Annotated in this window: 18 protein-coding genes; 12 read left to right on the top strand and 6 right to left on the bottom strand. The window is 73.0% G+C overall.

Annotation, left to right across the window (positions count from 1 at the left end):
• The first annotated feature begins 70 nt into the window (after window positions 1–70).
• From K4G22_RS05135 to K4G22_RS05125, 3 genes are all read left to right on the top strand, one after another.
• On the top strand, window positions 71–1,078 hold the full coding sequence (locus K4G22_RS05135) for an ABC transporter ATP-binding protein (protein ID WP_228083953.1): 1,008 nt from the start codon (window positions 71–73) through the stop codon (window positions 1,076–1,078).
• A 29-nt stretch (window positions 1,079–1,107) separates the two neighbouring features.
• Window positions 1,108–1,884 carry an ABC transporter permease gene (locus tag K4G22_RS05130; protein WP_228078476.1) on the top strand — a complete coding sequence of 259 codons (777 nt, stop codon included), beginning with the start codon at window positions 1,108–1,110 and terminating at the stop codon, window positions 1,882–1,884.
• Between the two features lie 79 nt (window positions 1,885–1,963).
• A complete protein-coding gene (locus tag K4G22_RS05125; protein ID WP_228078475.1) occupies window positions 1,964–2,620 on the top strand; it encodes a DUF2567 domain-containing protein in 657 nt (218 codons plus the stop codon).
• A gap of 22 nt (window positions 2,621–2,642) precedes the next feature.
• Here the strand turns inward: K4G22_RS05125 and ybaK are convergent, their stop codons facing one another.
• On the bottom strand, window positions 2,643–3,140 hold the full coding sequence (gene ybaK / locus K4G22_RS05120) for a Cys-tRNA(Pro) deacylase (protein WP_228078474.1): 498 nt from the start codon (window positions 3,138–3,140) through the stop codon (window positions 2,643–2,645).
• A 31-nt stretch (window positions 3,141–3,171) separates the two neighbouring features.
• Window positions 3,172–3,951, bottom strand: coding sequence for an LON peptidase substrate-binding domain-containing protein (locus K4G22_RS05115; RefSeq protein ID WP_228078473.1), 780 nt, complete (start codon window positions 3,949–3,951; stop codon window positions 3,172–3,174).
• Between the two features lie 91 nt (window positions 3,952–4,042).
• On the opposite strand from K4G22_RS05115, the gene hisD reads away from it, so the two are divergent.
• Genes hisD through hisF form a run of 8 tightly spaced genes read left to right on the top strand, consistent with a single transcriptional unit; the run spans window position 4,043 to window position 9,773 of the window.
• Window positions 4,043–5,380 carry a histidinol dehydrogenase gene (hisD, locus tag K4G22_RS05110; RefSeq protein ID WP_228078472.1) on the top strand — a complete coding sequence of 446 codons (1,338 nt, stop codon included), beginning with the start codon at window positions 4,043–4,045 and terminating at the stop codon, window positions 5,378–5,380.
• The gene (locus tag K4G22_RS05105; protein ID WP_228078471.1) at window positions 5,377–6,492 is read left to right on the top strand and encodes a histidinol-phosphate transaminase; all 1,116 of its coding nucleotides are present in this window, start codon (window positions 5,377–5,379) and stop codon (window positions 6,490–6,492) included. Before hisD ends, K4G22_RS05105 begins: the two co-directional genes overlap by 4 nt.
• Complete coding sequence (gene hisB, locus K4G22_RS05100; protein ID WP_228078470.1) at window positions 6,489–7,079, top strand: imidazoleglycerol-phosphate dehydratase HisB; 591 nt, start codon at window positions 6,489–6,491, stop codon at window positions 7,077–7,079. Before K4G22_RS05105 ends, hisB begins: the two co-directional genes overlap by 4 nt.
• Window positions 7,076–7,234, top strand: a complete 159-nt coding sequence (locus tag K4G22_RS05095) for a hypothetical protein (RefSeq protein WP_228078469.1) — start codon at window positions 7,076–7,078, stop codon at window positions 7,232–7,234. The genes hisB and K4G22_RS05095 overlap by 4 nt, the downstream gene beginning before the upstream one ends.
• A 5-nt stretch (window positions 7,235–7,239) precedes the next feature.
• Window positions 7,240–7,884 (top strand): imidazole glycerol phosphate synthase subunit HisH, encoded by a 645-nt coding sequence (hisH, locus tag K4G22_RS05090; RefSeq protein ID WP_228078468.1) that lies wholly within the window; start codon window positions 7,240–7,242, stop codon window positions 7,882–7,884.
• Window positions 7,881–8,633 (top strand): bifunctional 1-(5-phosphoribosyl)-5-((5-phosphoribosylamino)methylideneamino)imidazole-4-carboxamide isomerase/phosphoribosylanthranilate isomerase PriA, encoded by a 753-nt coding sequence (gene priA / locus K4G22_RS05085; RefSeq protein ID WP_228078467.1) that lies wholly within the window; start codon window positions 7,881–7,883, stop codon window positions 8,631–8,633. Before hisH ends, priA begins: the two co-directional genes overlap by 4 nt.
• Window positions 8,630–9,001 (top strand): Rid family hydrolase, encoded by a 372-nt coding sequence (locus K4G22_RS05080; RefSeq protein WP_228078466.1) that lies wholly within the window; start codon window positions 8,630–8,632, stop codon window positions 8,999–9,001. The genes priA and K4G22_RS05080 overlap by 4 nt, the downstream gene beginning before the upstream one ends.
• Before the next feature lies 1 nt (window position 9,002).
• Entirely contained in the window at window positions 9,003–9,773 is a 771-nt protein-coding gene (gene hisF, locus K4G22_RS05075) for an imidazole glycerol phosphate synthase subunit HisF (protein ID WP_228083952.1), read from the top strand.
• 33 nt (window positions 9,774–9,806) lie between these two features.
• Here the strand turns inward: hisF and K4G22_RS05070 are convergent, their stop codons facing one another.
• Window positions 9,807–10,706: an AraC family transcriptional regulator gene (locus tag K4G22_RS05070; protein WP_228078465.1), complete on the bottom strand. Its 900-nt coding sequence runs from the start codon at window positions 10,704–10,706 to the stop codon at window positions 9,807–9,809.
• Window positions 10,707–10,795: 89 nt separating this feature from the next.
• Here K4G22_RS05070 and K4G22_RS05065 point away from each other — a divergent pair, with 89 nt between their 5' ends.
• Complete coding sequence (locus K4G22_RS05065) at window positions 10,796–11,629, top strand: SDR family oxidoreductase (RefSeq protein ID WP_228078464.1); 834 nt, start codon at window positions 10,796–10,798, stop codon at window positions 11,627–11,629.
• Between the two features lie 64 nt (window positions 11,630–11,693).
• Here the strand turns inward: K4G22_RS05065 and K4G22_RS05060 are convergent, their stop codons facing one another.
• Genes K4G22_RS05060 through K4G22_RS05050 form a run of 3 tightly spaced genes read right to left on the bottom strand, consistent with a single transcriptional unit; the run spans window position 11,694 to window position 15,154 of the window.
• Window positions 11,694–12,437: a succinate dehydrogenase/fumarate reductase iron-sulfur subunit gene (locus K4G22_RS05060; RefSeq protein ID WP_228078463.1), complete on the bottom strand. Its 744-nt coding sequence runs from the start codon at window positions 12,435–12,437 to the stop codon at window positions 11,694–11,696.
• Entirely contained in the window at window positions 12,434–14,446 is a 2,013-nt protein-coding gene (locus tag K4G22_RS05055; RefSeq protein ID WP_228078462.1) for a fumarate reductase/succinate dehydrogenase flavoprotein subunit, read from the bottom strand. The genes K4G22_RS05060 and K4G22_RS05055 overlap by 4 nt, the downstream gene beginning before the upstream one ends.
• A 3-nt stretch (window positions 14,447–14,449) precedes the next feature.
• Window positions 14,450–15,154, bottom strand: a complete 705-nt coding sequence (locus K4G22_RS05050) for a succinate dehydrogenase cytochrome b subunit (RefSeq protein ID WP_228078461.1) — start codon at window positions 15,152–15,154, stop codon at window positions 14,450–14,452.
• Between the last annotated feature and the right edge of the window lie 84 nt (window positions 15,155–15,238).

Here is a 15,238-nt window from a genome sequence, read left to right as displayed (position 1 = left end):
CGCTTCGTCGGCGCCACGTAGTCTCGTGGCCGTGGCCTCCTCCATCGGCCGGGCCGGGCCCCAGACCACGATGGCACCGCGCACTCCGGACTCCCCAGCGACCCCGCGCGCCGCGGTGACGGTGCGGGGCCTCACCAAGACGTATCGTTCCGGCCGCCGTGGCGGCGCGTCCGAGGCCGCCCGCCCCGCCAACGACGACATCACCCTGCGCGTGGCGCGCGGCGAGATCTTCGGCCTGCTCGGCCCCAACGGCGCCGGCAAGACCACCCTGGTGAAGCTGCTCACCGGGCTGCTGCGCCCCGACGCCGGCTCCGTCGCGCTCTTCGGCCACGACCTCGTCCGGCACCCCGAGCGGGCCGCCAGGCTGGTGGCCTACCTGGGGCAGGAGGCCACCGCGCTCGACGAGTTGACCGTGTCGCTCGCGGTCGGGACCACGGCCAGGCTGCGCGGCCTGAGCGCGTCGGCGGCGTGCGCCGAACGGGACGCGGTGCTGGACGAGCTCTCCCTCGGCGAGCTGGCCGACCGCCCGCTCAAGCGGCTCTCCGGCGGTCAGCGCCGGCTGGCGTGCCTGGCCGCCGCGCTGGTCGGCAGCCGCCCGCTGCTGGTGCTGGACGAGCCGACCACCAACATGGACCCGATGGCCCGCCGCGCGGTCTGGGCGGCGATCGACCGCCGCCGCGTCGAGCAGGGCACCACGGTGCTGCTGGTCACCCACAACGTGCTGGAGGCCGAGACGGTGCTGGACCGGGTCGCCGTGCTGGACGCGGGACGGGTGATCGCCTGCGACACCCCGAGCGGTCTGAAGACCCTGATCGACGTCCAGGTGCGGCTCGACCTCGTCTGGCGCGGCGAAGCGCCCCTCGGCGTGCCCCGGATCGCCGAGCTGCGCGCGGAGGCGACGGTCACCGGCCGCCGTTGGACGCTGCGGCTGCCGCCCGAGCGGGCCAGGGCCGTGGTCGCCACCGTCACCCAGGGCGAGGCGTTCGCCGCCCTGGACGACTTCACGCTCGCGACGCCCAGCCTGGAGGACGTCTATCTGGCGCTCGGCGGCCGGGGCGAGGGGCTGGTACGACAGTGACCCTGATCGAACAGGTGCGTGACCGGACGATGACCGAGGTCCCTGGGGAAGTCCCCCTCGCGCCGGCGGCCCGCTTCCTCCCGTCGCTGGCCGCCGTCTACCGGGCGCAGCTCTCCCGGACGCGGGTGGCCCGGGTGCCGCTGCTGTTCGTCGCCACCTTCCAGTCCATCGGGATCATGATCCTGATGCGCGGCGTGGTCGACGGGGGAGCGGGGGACGAGGCCAGGGCCGTGGTCGCCGGCTCGGCGGTGCTGGTGGTCGCGTTTGTCGCGCTCAACCAACTCGCCCAGTACTTCGGCCAGCTGCGGGCCACCGGGCTCGACCACTACGCGACCCTGCCGGTGCCGGCCGGCTCCGTGGTGCTCGGGGTCGCCGCCGCCTATGCCTCGTTCACGGTGCCTGGGGTGGTGGTGACGGCCGTCACCGGCGCGCTGCTCTACCAGCTGCCGCTGGGCGGCCTGTGGCTGCTGATCGCCGTGGTACCGCTCACCGGGGCGGCGCTGGCCGGGCTCGGCGCGGCCCTCGGCCTGCTGTCGCCCCGCCCCGAGCTGGCGACCCTCTGCGGCCAGCTGGGCATGTCGGCGGCGCTGCTCCTCGGCGTGCTGCCGGCCGCCCGGCTGCCCGAACCGCTGCGTTGGACGCGCGAGTTGCTGCCGTCCAGCTATGGCGTGGACGCGCTGGCCGAGATGTTCGGGCCGCGCCCGGACGCGGCGCTGATCATCGGCCACCTCGGCGTCTGCGCCGCCGTCGGCGTCGTCACGCTCGCCCTGGCCACGTGGGCCTACCGGCGTGCCGCGACCCGCTGACCAGCCGCCCCGATCAGCTGATCAGCCAAACGGTCGTCCCCACGGCCGAACAGGTGCCCGCACCTGGCAGGATGACGGGGTGGACTCTCCCCAGCCAGCACCGGATCCCCGCTCCGTCGCTTCGCCCCGGCCGGCCCACGACCCGTGGTCCCAGCCCGCCGACCCGCCGGCCGCCGGCCCCGACTGGGGGCGCGAGATACGTGCGGGGCTGCTGGTCGCCGCCCCTGTGGCGCTGGTGACCGGGGTGCTGCTCGGCGCGCTGTGGGCCTGGCGGGCGCCCAAGATCCCGCTGGTCCTGCGCGGCCAGGACGTGCTGCTGGCCAACTCCGAGGGACAGCAGGCGATCGCGGCGGACGGCGTCTTCCTGCTGCTGGCCCTGGGCGTGGGCGCGGTCGCCGGGGTGGTCACCTTCCTGCTGCGCCGAAGCGGCGGGGTCGCCGTCGTGCTCGGTCTCGCGCTGGGCGCCGGGGTTGGCGCCTGGCTGGCGTGGCAGCTGGGCATGTGGCTCGGCCCCACCGACGATGTCGCCGGCCGGGTCGCCGAGCTGGCCCAGAACGAGGTCTTCGACGCGCCCCTCGATCTCGGCGCCAGAAGCGTGCTGTTCGGGCTGCCCTTCGGCGCGCTCCTCACCCATCTGCTCTGCGTCGCCGGCTTCGGCCCCCGGGACCCGGCGCCGCGACCGGCCCAGACACCGCCGCGCTGGGACACCCCGGCGGGCCCGGCGGCCGGCTCCTGACCGATCCCGGCGGGCCGACGGCTCAGCGGGCGATGGACGCCACCCTGGCCGCCGTGAGGGCCGCCAGGTCCGCGGGTGCCAGCTCGATCTCAAGACCCCGGCGCCCGGCGGAGACCAGCACCGTGGGATGCGCGTCCGCCGAGGCGTCCAACACCGTGGGCAGCCGGCGGCGCTGGCCCAACGGCGAGATGCCGCCGAGCACATAGCCGGTGCCGCGCTCGGCCACCGCCGGATCCGCCAGGGCGGCCCGCTTGCCGCCGACCGCCGCGGCCAGCGCCTTCAGCGAGAGCGAGGCCGAGACGGGCACCAGCGCCACCGTGAGGGCCCCGTCCACCTCGGCCACCAGCGTCTTCAACACCCGCGCCGGATCGCTGCCGAGCGCCTCGGCCGCCTCCGCGCCGTAGGAGGGCGCCGCCGGATCGTGCGCGTAGCGGTGCACCGTGAACGGGACGCCGGCGCGGCTCGCCGCCACCGTCGCCGGGGTGCCGCCCGCGCCCCCCGCCCTGCCCTTCCGAGCCATCGCCCTCGCTCCCTCCGCCGTCTGGCACCGGTCAGTTGAGGCTGGTCGGCCTGATCGTGTACTCGGCGCCCGGCACCGAGGGCAGCTTGCTGATCAGCGCCGTCTCCTGCCGCAGCAGCCGCAGCTCCTCGGCGAGGCGGGTCGCGGTGTCGGCGGCCTGGAGCAGGCGCTGCTTGTCCGCGGTGTGCAGCATGGTCGCCGCGGCCACCAGATAGGAGACCACCGACGGGTCGTCGGGCAGCTCCTGGGCCGGGGCCAGGGTGCGCTCGTTGGCGCCGGCCAGCGCCTTCTGGTACTTCCGGAAGGCGCGGAGCACCCCCGACGCCAGCGCTCCCGCGCCCTCGCCCGCGTCCTCGTCGAGCGGCTCGATCTCGCCGGTCAGATAGGGGCCGCCGGCGTCGACCGAGAGCAGCCGGAACCTGGTGGTGCCGGTGGCCAGCACCTCGTAGCCGGTCACCTCCTCGTCGGCGGCCGTGGCGTCCTCCGCCTCCCCGGGGACCTGCCTGGCCCTGATGGTGGAGGCGTCGGCGACGCAGCCCACCTCGAAGAAGGAACGCATCGGGTCGTCGGCGAAGCCGGCGCCGGCGCCGGCCGGCGGCTCGGCGTCGTCCGGCAGGCCCAGGGCGCTGGGCGCCACCTCGTGCCCGTCCCTGATCGCGATCACACCAAACGGCCTGGGCTCGCCCTCCGGCAGGTCGAGGAGATCCCGCAGCAGCGCTCGGTATCTGGCCTCGAAGACGTTGAGCGGCAACACCAGCCCGGGAAACAGCACGGTATTGAGGGGAAACAGTGGCAGGCGGGTCGTCGTCACGACCGGCCAGCCTATCGGCTGGTACGCCCCGTCGGGACCGCATGGTGAAACGCGTCCCTGGCCTGTCGGACCCGTCTGCGAGACTGGCCCCGTGCTGAACCGAATCGATCTGCGCGCCGCCGCCTCGCCCGCCGAGGCCGTCGACCGCGCCCTGTTGCCCCGCGCCGAGCTGGACGTCGAGGCCGCCCTGGAGAAGGTGCGGCCCATCTGCGACGACGTACACCATCGCGGCACGGCGGCGCTGATCGACTACGCGCGGCGGTTCGACGGCGTGCGCATCGAGCGCACCCGAGTGCCGGCCGAGGCCCTCGCCAGGGCCCTGGCCGAGCTGGATCCCGCGGTGCGCTCGGCGCTTGAGGAGTCCATCCGCAGGGCCAGGCTGGTCCACCGGGAGCAGCGCCGCGACGACCACACCGTGCGGGTGGTCCCCGGCGGCACGGTCACGGAGCGCTGGATCCCCGTCCAGCGCGTCGGCCTCTACGTCCCCGGCGGCCAGGCGGTCTACCCGTCCTCCGTGGTGATGAACGTGGTCCCGGCCCAGGAGGCCGGCGTCGAGTCCCTCGCCGTCAGCTCCCCGCCGCAGCGCACCCCGGGGCAGGAGTGGAGCGACGGGCTGCCGCACCCCACGATCCTCGCCGCCTGCGCGCTGCTCGGCGTCGAGGAGGTGCACGCGGCGGGCGGTGCCCAGGCCATCGCGATGTTCGCCCACGGCACCGAGGAGTGCCGCCCGGCCAAGCTGGTCACGGGCCCCGGCAACATCTATGTCGCCGCCGCCAAGCGGCTGCTGAAGGGCGTCATCGGCATCGACGCCGAGGCGGGCCCCACCGAGATCGCCGTGCTGGCCGACGACACCGCCGACCCGGCGCTGGTCGCCGCCGACCTGATCAGCCAGGCCGAGCACGACGAGCTGGCCGCCGCCGTCCTGGTCACCCCCTCGGTCGCGCTGGCCGACGCGGTGGACGCCGAGCTGCGTGTGCAGGTCGCCGCCGCCAAGCACCACCAGCGGATCACCGAGGCGCTCACCGGACGGCAGTCCTGCGCGGTGCTGGTCGCCGACATCGAGCAGGGCCTCGCCGTGGTGGACGAGTACGCCGCCGAGCACCTGGAGGTGCAGACGGAGCACGCCGCCGAGGTCGCCGCCCGGGTGCGGAACGCCGGCGCCATCTTCGTCGGACCGCACGCCCCCGTCTCCCTGGGCGACTACTGCGCCGGCTCCAACCACGTGCTGCCCACCGGGGGCTGCGCCTGCCACTCCTCCGGCCTCTCCGTGCAGTCCTTCCTGCGCGGCGTCCATGTGGTCGAGTACGACCGCGAGGCCCTGGCCGAGGTCGCCCAACAGGTGGTGACGCTGGCCGAGGCGGAGGATCTGCCGGCCCACGGCTCGGCGGTCAAGGCACGTTTCGCATGGAAGGTCCCACACCGCAAGTGACCCGTATCGACGAGCTTCCCATCAGGGACGAACTGCGCGGCCAGAGCCCCTACGGCGCCCCCCAGCTGGAGGTGCCGGTCCGGCTCAACACCAACGAGAACCCGCATCCGCTCCCCGAGGCGCTGATCCAGCGCGTCGCCGAGCGGGTCGCCGAGGCCGCGCGCACCCTCAACCGCTACCCCGACCGGGACGCGATGGCGCTGCGCACCGAGCTGGCCGCCTATCTGACCCGCACCACGGGCCACGCCCTCAAGGCCGCCCAGGTGTGGGCCGCCAACGGCTCCAACGAGGTGCTCCAGCAGCTGCTCCAGACCTTCGGCGGCCCCGGGCGCACCGCGCTGGGCTTCGACCCGTCGTACTCCATGCACGCCCTGATCGCCCGGTCCACGGGCACCGGCTGGTTCTCGGGGCCGCGCACGCCGGAGTTCGACATCGACACCGAGGCCGCCGTCTCGGTCATCGCCGAGCACCGGCCCGACGTGGTCTTCCTCTGCTCGCCCAACAACCCGACGGGCACCGCCCTGACGGCCCCGAGCATCCTGGCGCTGCACGACGCCGCCCAGCGGGCCAGGGGCGGCCGTGGCGCGCTGGTGGTGGTGGACGAGGCATACGCCGAGTTCGGCCACCGCCCCTCGACCCTGCCGCTGATCGAGGGACGGCCGCGCCTGGTGTTCACCCGCACCATGTCCAAGGCGTTCGGCGCGGCCGGGCTGCGGCTCGGCTATCTCGCGGCGGACCGGGCCGTCGTCGACGCCGTCCAGCTGGTGCGGCTGCCCTACCACCTGTCGGCGGTCACCCAGGCCACCGCCCTCGCGGCGCTTGAGTTCGCCGACACGCTGCTCGGCTGTGTCGAGGAGCTGAAGGCCGAGCGGGATCGGGTGGTCGTCGAGCTGACGGCGCTCGGCGTCGAGGTCACCCCCTCGGACGCCAACTTCGTCCAGTTCGGCCGGTTCGCCGACGCGCGGGACGTGTGGCGTCGGCTGCTGGACCACGGGGTACTCGTGCGGGACAACGGCGTGCCAGGACGGTTGCGGGCCACCACGGGCACCAGGGCGGAGAACGACGCGTTCCTCGACGCGGTACGCGCAGTGACGAAGGAGATCAACGAATGAGCCGCGTGGGTCGCGTGGAACGCACCACCAAGGAGACCTCGGTCACCGTCGAGATCGATCTGGACGGCACCGGCCGGGTCGATGTGTCCACCGGGGTCGGGTTCTTCGACCACATGTTGGACCAGCTCGGCCGGCACGGTCTGTTCGACCTGGCCGTCAAGACCGAGGGCGATCTGCACATCGACAGCCACCACACCATCGAGGACACCGCGCTGGCCATCGGCGCCGCGTTCCGGCAGGCGCTCGGCGACAAGAGCGGCATCGTCCGCTTCGCCAACGCCTCGGTGCCGCTGGACGAGTCCCTCGCCCGGGTCACGGTCGACCTGTCGGGGCGGCCCTATCTGGTGCACCAGGAGCCGGCGGGCATGGCGCCCATGATCGGCTCCTACGACACCACGATGACCCGCCACATCCTGGAGTCCTTCGTCGCCCAGGCGCAGGTCGCGCTGCATGTGGAGGTGCCCTACGGGCGCAACGCGCACCACATCGTGGAGTGCCAGTTCAAGGCGCTGGCCAGGGCGCTGCGCTACGCCAGCGAGATAGACCCGCGGCAGACCGGCATCCCGTCCACCAAGGGTGCCCTGTGAACACGACGTCCACGCTGTTGATCGCCGCCGGGCTCTTCCTCGGCACCGGTGTCTACTCGTTCGTCAAGCAGGGGCTGCCCCGGGGCGTCGTCGTGCTGCTGGCCATCGCCAGCGCGCTCTGCCTGGTCGCCGGCGTGCTGCGGCTGGAGGTGTGAGGGGCATGGCGAGACGCAAGTCCGTGGTGGTCTTCGACTACGGCTTCGGCAACGTCCGCTCCGCCGAGCGCGCCGTGGCCAGGGCCGGCGCCGAGGTGGAGATCAGCCGCGACCTGGACGCGGCGCTGGCCGCCGACGGCCTGTTGGTCCCGGGCGTCGGGGCGTTCGCCGCCTGCATGGCGGGGCTGCGCGAGGCCAGGGGCGACTGGGCGGTGGAACGCCGGCTCGCCGGCGGGCGCCCGGTGCTGGGCATCTGCGTCGGGATGCAGATCCTCTTCTCCCAGGGCATCGAACACGGCGTCCGGGCCGACGGGCTCGACGAGTGGCCCGGCACGGTCGGCCCGCTCAAGGCCGAGGTCGTCCCGCACATGGGGTGGAACACGGTGGATGTCGCCGAGGGCTCCGCGCTCTTCGCCGGCCTGCCGCCCGACGCGCGCTACTACTTCGTGCACTCCTACGCCGTCCACGACTGGGAGTTGCCGCCTTCGGCGAGCGCGGCCATCGCGCCGCCCCTGGTCAGCTGGGCGACCCACGGCGACCCCTTTGTCGCCGCCGTCGAGAACGGCCCCCTCTGGGCCACCCAGTTCCACCCGGAGAAGTCCGGCGACGCCGGCGCCCGCCTCCTCACCAACTGGATCGAGAGCCTGTGACCTCCGCAACCCCCTCCCCGCCGCGCACCCTTGAGCTGCTGCCGGCCGTCGACGTCCGCGACGGGCAGGCGGTCCGCCTGGTGCACGGCGAGTCCGGCAGCGAGACCTCCTACGGCGATCCGCTGGCCGCCGCGCTGACGTGGCAGCGGGCCGGCGCCGAGTGGCTGCACCTGGTCGATCTGGACGCGGCCTTCGGCACCGGCGACAACCGCGCCAGGATCGCCGAGGTGGCCGCCGCGATGAACCTCAAGGTGGAGCTGTCCGGCGGCATCCGCGACGACGACACGCTGGCCGCCGCCCTGGCCACCGGCTGCACCCGGGTCAACCTCGGCACCGCCGCGCTGGAGTCCCCCGAGTGGGTCGCCAAGGCCATCGCCGAGCACGGCGACCGGATCGCCGTCGGCCTGGACGTCCGTGGCACCACCCTGCGCGGCCGGGGCTGGACGCGGGACGGCGGCGACCTCTACGAGACGCTGGCCCGGCTCGACTCCGAGGGCTGCGCCCGCTATGTGGTCACCGACATCAACAAGGACGGGACGCTTCAGGGCCCCAACCTGGAGCTGCTGCGCGATGTCTGCGCCGCCACCGACCGGCCCGTGGTCGCCTCCGGCGGGGTCTCCTCGCTGCACGATCTGACGGCCATCGCCGGGCTGGTCCCCGAGGGGGTGGAGGGCGCCATCGTCGGAAAGGCCCTCTACGCCCGGGCGTTCACGCTTCAGGAGGCGCTGGAGACGGTGGCCTCGGCATGACGGGCCAGGGGGAGTGGGAGCGGAGCCTCGGCAGCGCGCGGGCGGTCGCCGCCGGCGAGCTGGTGCTGGTCGGCGGCACGCTGCCGCCCATAGCCGGCTCCTCGGCGCTGGGCGACCCGTACGAGCAGACCCGCTCGGCGCTGGCGGACGCGGTGGCCGCGCTTGAGCCCTTCGGCCTGGACGCGAGCGCGGTGGTGCGCACCCGCCTCTATCTCGCGCACGCCAGGGACGGCGAGGACGCCGCGCGGGCCCATCGGGAGTTCTTCGGGGAGATCCGCCCGGTCAGCACGGTCCTGGTGGTCGGCTTTCCCGACTCCCGGGTGTCCGTGCAGGTCGAGTTGGACGCGTACGCGTCGGGAGGTGCGTGAGATGGGCGTGGCGGTCAGGGTCATTCCCTGCCTGGACGTGGACGCCGGCCGGGTGGTCAAGGGCGTCAACTTCGAGAACCTCAGGGACGCGGGCGATCCGGTCGAGATGGCCAGGATCTACGACGCCGAGGGCGCCGACGAGCTGACGTTCCTGGACATCACCGCCTCCTCGGGCGATCGGGAGACCACCTACGACGTGGTGCGCCGCACCGCCGAGCAGGTCTTCATCCCGCTCACCGTGGGCGGCGGCGTGCGCACCACGGACGACGTGGACCGGCTGCTGCGGGCCGGCGCCGACAAGGTCGGCGTCAACACGGCGGCGGTGGCCCGCCCGGAGCTGATCCGGGAGATCGCGGAGCGCTTCGGCCGGCAGGTGCTGGTGCTCTCCGTCGACGCGCGCCGGGTGAGGGCCGGTACGGAGACGGAGTCGGGTTTCGAGGTCACCACGCACGGCGGCCGGCGCGGCACCGGGATCGACGCGGTCGACTGGGCGCACCGGGCGGCCGGTCTTGGCGCGGGCGAGATCCTGCTCAACTCGATGGACGCCGACGGCACCAGGGACGGCTATGACACCGAGCTGACGGCCGCGGTGCGGGAGCGGGTCGCCATACCGGTGATCGCCTCCGGCGGCGCCGGCCGGCTGGCCGACTTCCCGCCGGCCGTCGAGGCGGGCGCCGACGCGGTGTTGGCGGCCTCCGTCTTCCACTTCGGCGATCTGCGGATCGGGCAGGTCAAGGAGACGCTGCGCGAGGCCGGCCACCCCGTTCGCTGAGCCGCTCGTCCCGCTCGGTGCCCGTGCCGGCCGTCAGGCCGGTGCGGGCGCGGCGGCGCGGTCGCGGTAGCCGCTCGGGCTGACCCCGTGGAACCGCTTGAACGCGGTGCTGAACCCGAACGCGTCGGCGTAGCCGACCCGCCGGGCCACGGCGGCGACGGTCGCCTCCGTGTCGGTCAGCAGCTCGGCGGCCAGCGACATCCGCCACTCGGTGAGGTAGGCCAGCGGCGGCTCGCCCACCAGCCGGCTGAAGCGTCCGGCCAGCGTGCTGCGGGACACCCCGGCCTCGACGGCCAGCGCGGCCAGCGTCCAGGGCTTCTCCGGTGCCGCGTGCATGGCGCGCAGCGCCGGTCCCACGGTGTCGTCGCCGAGGGCCCGCAGCAGGCCGCCGGAGACGGCCTCCGGCTGGTCGAACCAGTCGCGCAGGGTGCAGACCAACAGCCAGTCGAGCAGCCGGTCAAGCACGGCCTGCTGTCCGGGCGAGGGGTCCGAGACCTGCGCGCCCAACAGGTCCATCAGCGGACCGCACGTGTCGTCGCTCTCGTCCGGCACCACCAGCAGCGGGGGCAGCGCCGCCAGCAGCCGGCGGGCCACGCGGCCCCACACCCGGTAGGTGCCGACCAACAGCGTGGTGCGCGCGGGCGGTCGGGGATCCCCCGAGGCCCCTGAGATCCCCGGCACCGCCGCGCCCGTCGCCCGGTCGGTCAACAGGACGGGTGCCGGTCCGCGCACGATCGCCACGTCGTTGACGCCGAGCCGTCGCGGCGCCTCGGCGCCGTCCGCGTGGATCCAGCCCTCGCCGCGCAGCGGGGAGCACAGCGTCAGGGGCGCGCCCTCGGTGAGGCGCAGCGTCCACGGGGAGGACAGCTCCGTGCGGCGGAAGGCGACGACATCCGTGCGGACACCTCGGAGCAGATCGTCGTACGAGTGCATGGTCCTCACGTTAACCGTCGGACGATCGGACATGTTCCGTGTACGGCCGTCCATGTCGGCGGCGGGCGCGGGGCAGTTGACTCGGTGCCATGACAACCAACAGCGAGGACATCCTGGTACTGGCGGCGACCGGCAAGACCGGGCGTCGGCTGGTGCCCAGGCTGCGCGCGGCGGGCCACCCGGTTCGGGCGGCCTCCCGTTCCGCCGAGGTCCGCTTCGACTGGTCCGACCGGGACACCTGGCCGGCCGCGCTCCGGGGGGCGGCGACCGTCTATCTGGTGCCCTCCGGCGATCCGGAACCGACGGCGCCCTTCGTCCAGCAGGCCACCGAGGCCGGCGTGCGCCGCTTCGTCCTGCTCTCCGGACGCGGCATGGACCGGCACGCGTCGGGGCTCTTCCCGAACGTCGACGCGGCGGAGCGGGCGGTGCGGGACTCGGGCGTGGAGTGGACGATCATCCGTGCGAACAACTTCAACCAGAACTTCGACGAGGATCTGTGGCACGCTCCGCTGCGTGCCGGGCGGCTCGCGCTGCCCACGGGAGGGGTACCGGAACCCTTTGTCGACGTCCAGGACGTGGCCGACGTCGCCGCCGCGCTGCTGACCTCGGACGGGCACCACGGCCGGGCCTACGACATCTCGGGACCACGCGCCGTCACCTTCGAGGAGGCGGTGGCCACGATCGCCGCCGCGGCGGGGCGGGAGATCCGCTTCGAGGAGCTCACCCCGGAGGCGTACCGGGCGGAGCTGCTGGCGGACGGGGTGCCGCAGGAGGCCATCACCGAGGTCGGCAACGTCTTCGATGTGCTCCGCGCCCGCCATCTCGCGGACCCGGCCGACGGGGTGCGGCAGATCCTGGGCCGCGACCCCATCCGCTTCGAGGACTACGCGGCCAGGACGGCCGCCACCGGCGCGTGGTCCTGACCGGAGGGTGAGGGGGGCTGAGCCGGGCCGTTGCGTTGGGGACGTCGGCCCGGCTCCGCCGGTCTCAGACGCCCTTGCGCAGGGCCCGCAGATACTCGCGGTTCATGGTGGAGATCGACGACAGCGGAATGCCCTTGGGGCAGACCGAGGTGCACATACCGGTGTTGGTGCAGCCGCCGAAGCCCTCGGTGTCCATGGTCTCCACCATGTCCAGCACCCGGCTCTCCCGCTCGGGCGCGCCCTGCGGCAGAACGTTCAGGTGCACCACCTTCGCGGAGGTGAAGAGCATCGCCGACCCGTTGGGGCAGGCCGCCACACAGGCACCGCACCCGATGCACTCGGCGTGCTCGAACGCCGTGTCGGCCACCTCCTTGGGCACCGGCGTGGCGTGCGCCTCCGGGGCGCTGCCGGTGGGCGCCGACACATAGCCGCCCGAGCCGATCACCCGGTCGAAGGCCGAACGGTCCACCACCAGGTCCTTCACGACCGGGAACGCCGACGCCCGCCAGGGCTCGATGTCCACCGTGTCGCCGTCCTCGAAGTGCCGCATGTGCAGCTGGCAGGTGGTGGTGCGGTCGGGCCCGTGCGCCTCCCCGTTGATCACCATCCCGCAGGCGCCGCAGATCCCCTCCCGGCAGTCGTGGTCGAAGGCGACCGGCTCCTCGCCGCCGAGGATCAGCTCCTCGTTGAGGGTGTCCAGCATCTCCAGGAAGGACATCTCAGGGGCGATGCCGTCGACCTCGTAACTCCTCATGGAGCCACGCTCGTCGGGTCCGGACTGGCGCCAGATGCGCAGGGTGAGTCTCACGCGTAGCTCCGCTGGGTGGGGTGGACATAGGAGAAGTCCAGCTGTTCCTTGTGCAGCACCGGAGGCTGCCCGGGCTCGGTGAACTCCCAGGCCGCGGCGTAGGCGAACTCGTCGTCGCGCCGCTCCGCCTCGCCGTCCGGGGTCTGGCTCTCCTCCCGGAAGTGGCCGCCGCAGGACTCCGCGCGGTGCAGCGCGTCCAGGCACATCAGCTCGGCCAGCTCCAGATAGTCGACGATCCGGTTGGCCTTCTCCAGCGACTGGTTCAGATCCTGGCCCTTGCCGGGCACCTTGACCCGCTGCCAGAACTCCTCGCGCAGCGCGGGGATGCGCTCCAGGGCCTTGCGCAGCCCCTCCTCGGAGCGCGACATCCCGCACTCGTCCCAGAGCAGCTCGCCCAGCTCCCGGTGGAACGAGTCGGGCGTGCGGTCCCCGTCGTTGGAGAGCAGCCGCTCAAGCCGGTCGGTCACCTCGGTGACCGTGTCCGTCACCGCGGGGTGGTCCGTCGCCACATCGTCGTGCGGGTGCCTGGCCAGGAAGTCGGCCAGCGTGGCCGGCAGCACGAAGTAGCCGTCGGCGAGACCCTGCATCAGCGCCGAGGCGCCGAGACGGTTGGCGCCGTGGTCGGAGAAGTTGGCCTCGCCGACCGCGAAGAGCCCTGGCACGGTGGTGGCCAGGTCGTAGTCCACCCACAGGCCGCCCATGGTGTAGTGGATGGCCGGGTAGATCCGCATCGGCACCTGGTACGGATCCTCGTCGGTGATCCGCTGGTACATCTCGAAGAGGTTCCCGTAGCGGGCCTCCACCGTCTCCCGGCCCATCCGGGCGATGGCGTCCGCGAAGTCCAGGTAGACGCCCTGCCCGCCGGGGCCGACGCCGCGCCCCTCGTCGCAGACGTTCTTGGCGGCGCGGGACGCGATGTCCCTGGGCACCAGGTTGCCGAACGAGGGGTACTGCCGCTCAAGGTAGTAGTCGCGCTCGTCCTCGGGGATCTGGCTCGGCGGGCGCGTGTCACCCCGCTCCTTGGGCACCCAGATCCGGCCGTCGTTGCGCAGCGACTCGCTCATCAGGGTGAGCTTGGACTGGTGCTCCCCCGAGCGCGGGATGCAGGTGGGGTGGATCTGGGTGAAGCACGGGTTGGCGAAGTGCGCGCCGCGCCGGTGCGCCCGCCAGATGGCCGTGGTGTTGGAGTTCTTGGCGTTGGTGGACAGATAGAAGACGTTGCCGTACCCGCCGGTGGCCAACACCACCGCGTCCGCCATGTGCACGTCGATCCGCCCGGTGACCAGATCCCTGGCCACGATGCCGCGCGCCCGTCCGTCCACCACGATCAGGTCGAGCATCTCGGTGCGGGCGTGCATCTCCACGTTGCCGGCGCCGATCTGCCGGGAGAGCGCCTGGTAGGCGCCGAGCAGCAGCTGCTGCCCCGTCTGCCCCCTGGCGTAGAAGGTCCGCGACACCTGGACGCCGCCGAACGAACGGGTGTCCAGCAGCCCGCCGTACTCGCGGGCGAACGGCACGCCCTGCGCCACGCACTGGTCGATGATCTCCACCGACGCCTCGGCCAGCCGGTGCACGTTGGACTCCCGCGCCCGGAAGTCGCCGCCCTTCACCGTGTCGTAGAACAGCCGGCGCACCGAGTCGCCGTCGTTGCGGTAGTTCTTGGCCGCGTTGATGCCGCCCTGCGCGGCGATGGAGTGCGCCCGGCGCGGCGAGTCCTGGTAGCAGAACTGGATGACGCGGTAGCCCTGTTCGGCCAGCGTCGCGCCTGCGGCCCCGCCGGCGAGGCCGGTGCCGACGACGATCACCGAGTACTTGCGCCGGTTGGCCGGGTTGACCAGCTTGGCCTCGAACCGGCGCCTGGCCCACCGCTCCTCGATCGGACCTTCGGGCGCCTTGGTGTCCACCAGCGGCTCGCCCACGCGGTAGTCGAGATAACCGAGGCCGTGGGAGCCCCCTGAGGCGTCGGACTGCTGGGCGCTGCCCTGGGAGGGCTCGATGGGGGAGGTCATGGGTTACTCCACAATTCCGGTCATCACACCGATGGGTACCGAGAGGAAGCCGAGGGTCAGCACCAGGGCCAGACCGTTGGCGATCAGCCGCAGGGAACGGTCCCGGGTGGCGCTGCCGGCACCGAGGGTCTGGGCGGCGCTGAAGAACCCGTGCCGGATGTGCAGGCCCACCGCGATCATGGCCACCCCGTAGATGGCGTTGCCGTACCAGGTGCTGAACGTGGCCACGATGTTCTCGTACGGCTTGCCCGCCTCACCGTTGGGGTTGACCGTGTGCGTGGTCAGGTCCAGCAGATGCCAGACGATGAACAGGGCCAGGATCACCCCGCCCCAGCGCATGGTGCGGGTCGCGTAGCTGGTGCGGGCCAACGTGTGCTTGTACCCCACCGGACGGGCGGCGAGGTCCCGGCGGCTCAGCTGGTAGGCGGCGACCCCGTGGGCGATCACGGCGGCGAGCAGCACCACCCGGATGATCCAGAGCAGCCACTCGTAGTGGAGGACCGGCTCGCCGATCTCGCGCAGCCAGTGCGCGTAGTCGTTCATCTCGTCGGCGCCGAAGAAGACCTTGAGGTTCCCCACCATGTGGGCGATCAGGTACAGCAGCATCACCGCGCCGCTGACGGCCATGACCGTCTTCTTGCCGATGGTGGAACGCCACAACCTGACCACGGTCGGGGTTCGGCGCTCGGTGCGCGTCGCCAGTGCCATGAGACCCGAAGGTAGGCGGCGAGCGGGAATCGGTCCAAGACATAGATCGAGTGCTTTCGATAGCCTCTGTCTATCGGCCGGCTC

This window comes from Streptomyces profundus (genome assembly GCF_020740535.1).
Classification (GTDB): domain Bacteria; phylum Actinomycetota; class Actinomycetes; order Streptomycetales; family Streptomycetaceae; genus Streptomyces; species Streptomyces profundus.
The sequence above is the reverse complement of the archived record's forward strand: the minus strand, read 5'-3'. Positions and strand labels throughout refer to the sequence as shown.

Bases quoted from the DNA above. Each gene is read 5' to 3' on its own strand.
- K4G22_RS05135 (WP_228083953.1), top strand. From the start codon at position 71: ATGGCACCGCGCACTCCGGACTCCCCAGCGACCCCGCGCGCCGCGGTG.
- K4G22_RS05130 (WP_228078476.1), top strand. From the start codon at position 1,108: ATGACCGAGGTCCCTGGGGAAGTCCCCCTCGCGCCGGCGGCCCGCTTC.
- ybaK (WP_228078474.1), bottom strand. From the start codon at position 3,140: ATGGCTCGGAAGGGCAGGGCGGGGGGCGCGGGCGGCACCCCGGCGACG.
- hisB (WP_228078470.1), top strand. From the start codon at position 6,489: ATGAGCCGCGTGGGTCGCGTGGAACGCACCACCAAGGAGACCTCGGTC.
- hisH (WP_228078468.1), top strand. From the start codon at position 7,240: ATGGCGAGACGCAAGTCCGTGGTGGTCTTCGACTACGGCTTCGGCAAC.
- K4G22_RS05080 (WP_228078466.1), top strand. From the start codon at position 8,630: ATGACGGGCCAGGGGGAGTGGGAGCGGAGCCTCGGCAGCGCGCGGGCG.
- hisF (WP_228083952.1), top strand. From the start codon at position 9,003: ATGGGCGTGGCGGTCAGGGTCATTCCCTGCCTGGACGTGGACGCCGGC.
- K4G22_RS05070 (WP_228078465.1), bottom strand. From the start codon at position 10,706: ATGCACTCGTACGACGATCTGCTCCGAGGTGTCCGCACGGATGTCGTC.
- K4G22_RS05065 (WP_228078464.1), top strand. From the start codon at position 10,796: ATGACAACCAACAGCGAGGACATCCTGGTACTGGCGGCGACCGGCAAG.
- K4G22_RS05055 (WP_228078462.1), bottom strand. From the start codon at position 14,446: ATGACCTCCCCCATCGAGCCCTCCCAGGGCAGCGCCCAGCAGTCCGAC.
- K4G22_RS05050 (WP_228078461.1), bottom strand. From the start codon at position 15,154: ATGGCACTGGCGACGCGCACCGAGCGCCGAACCCCGACCGTGGTCAGG.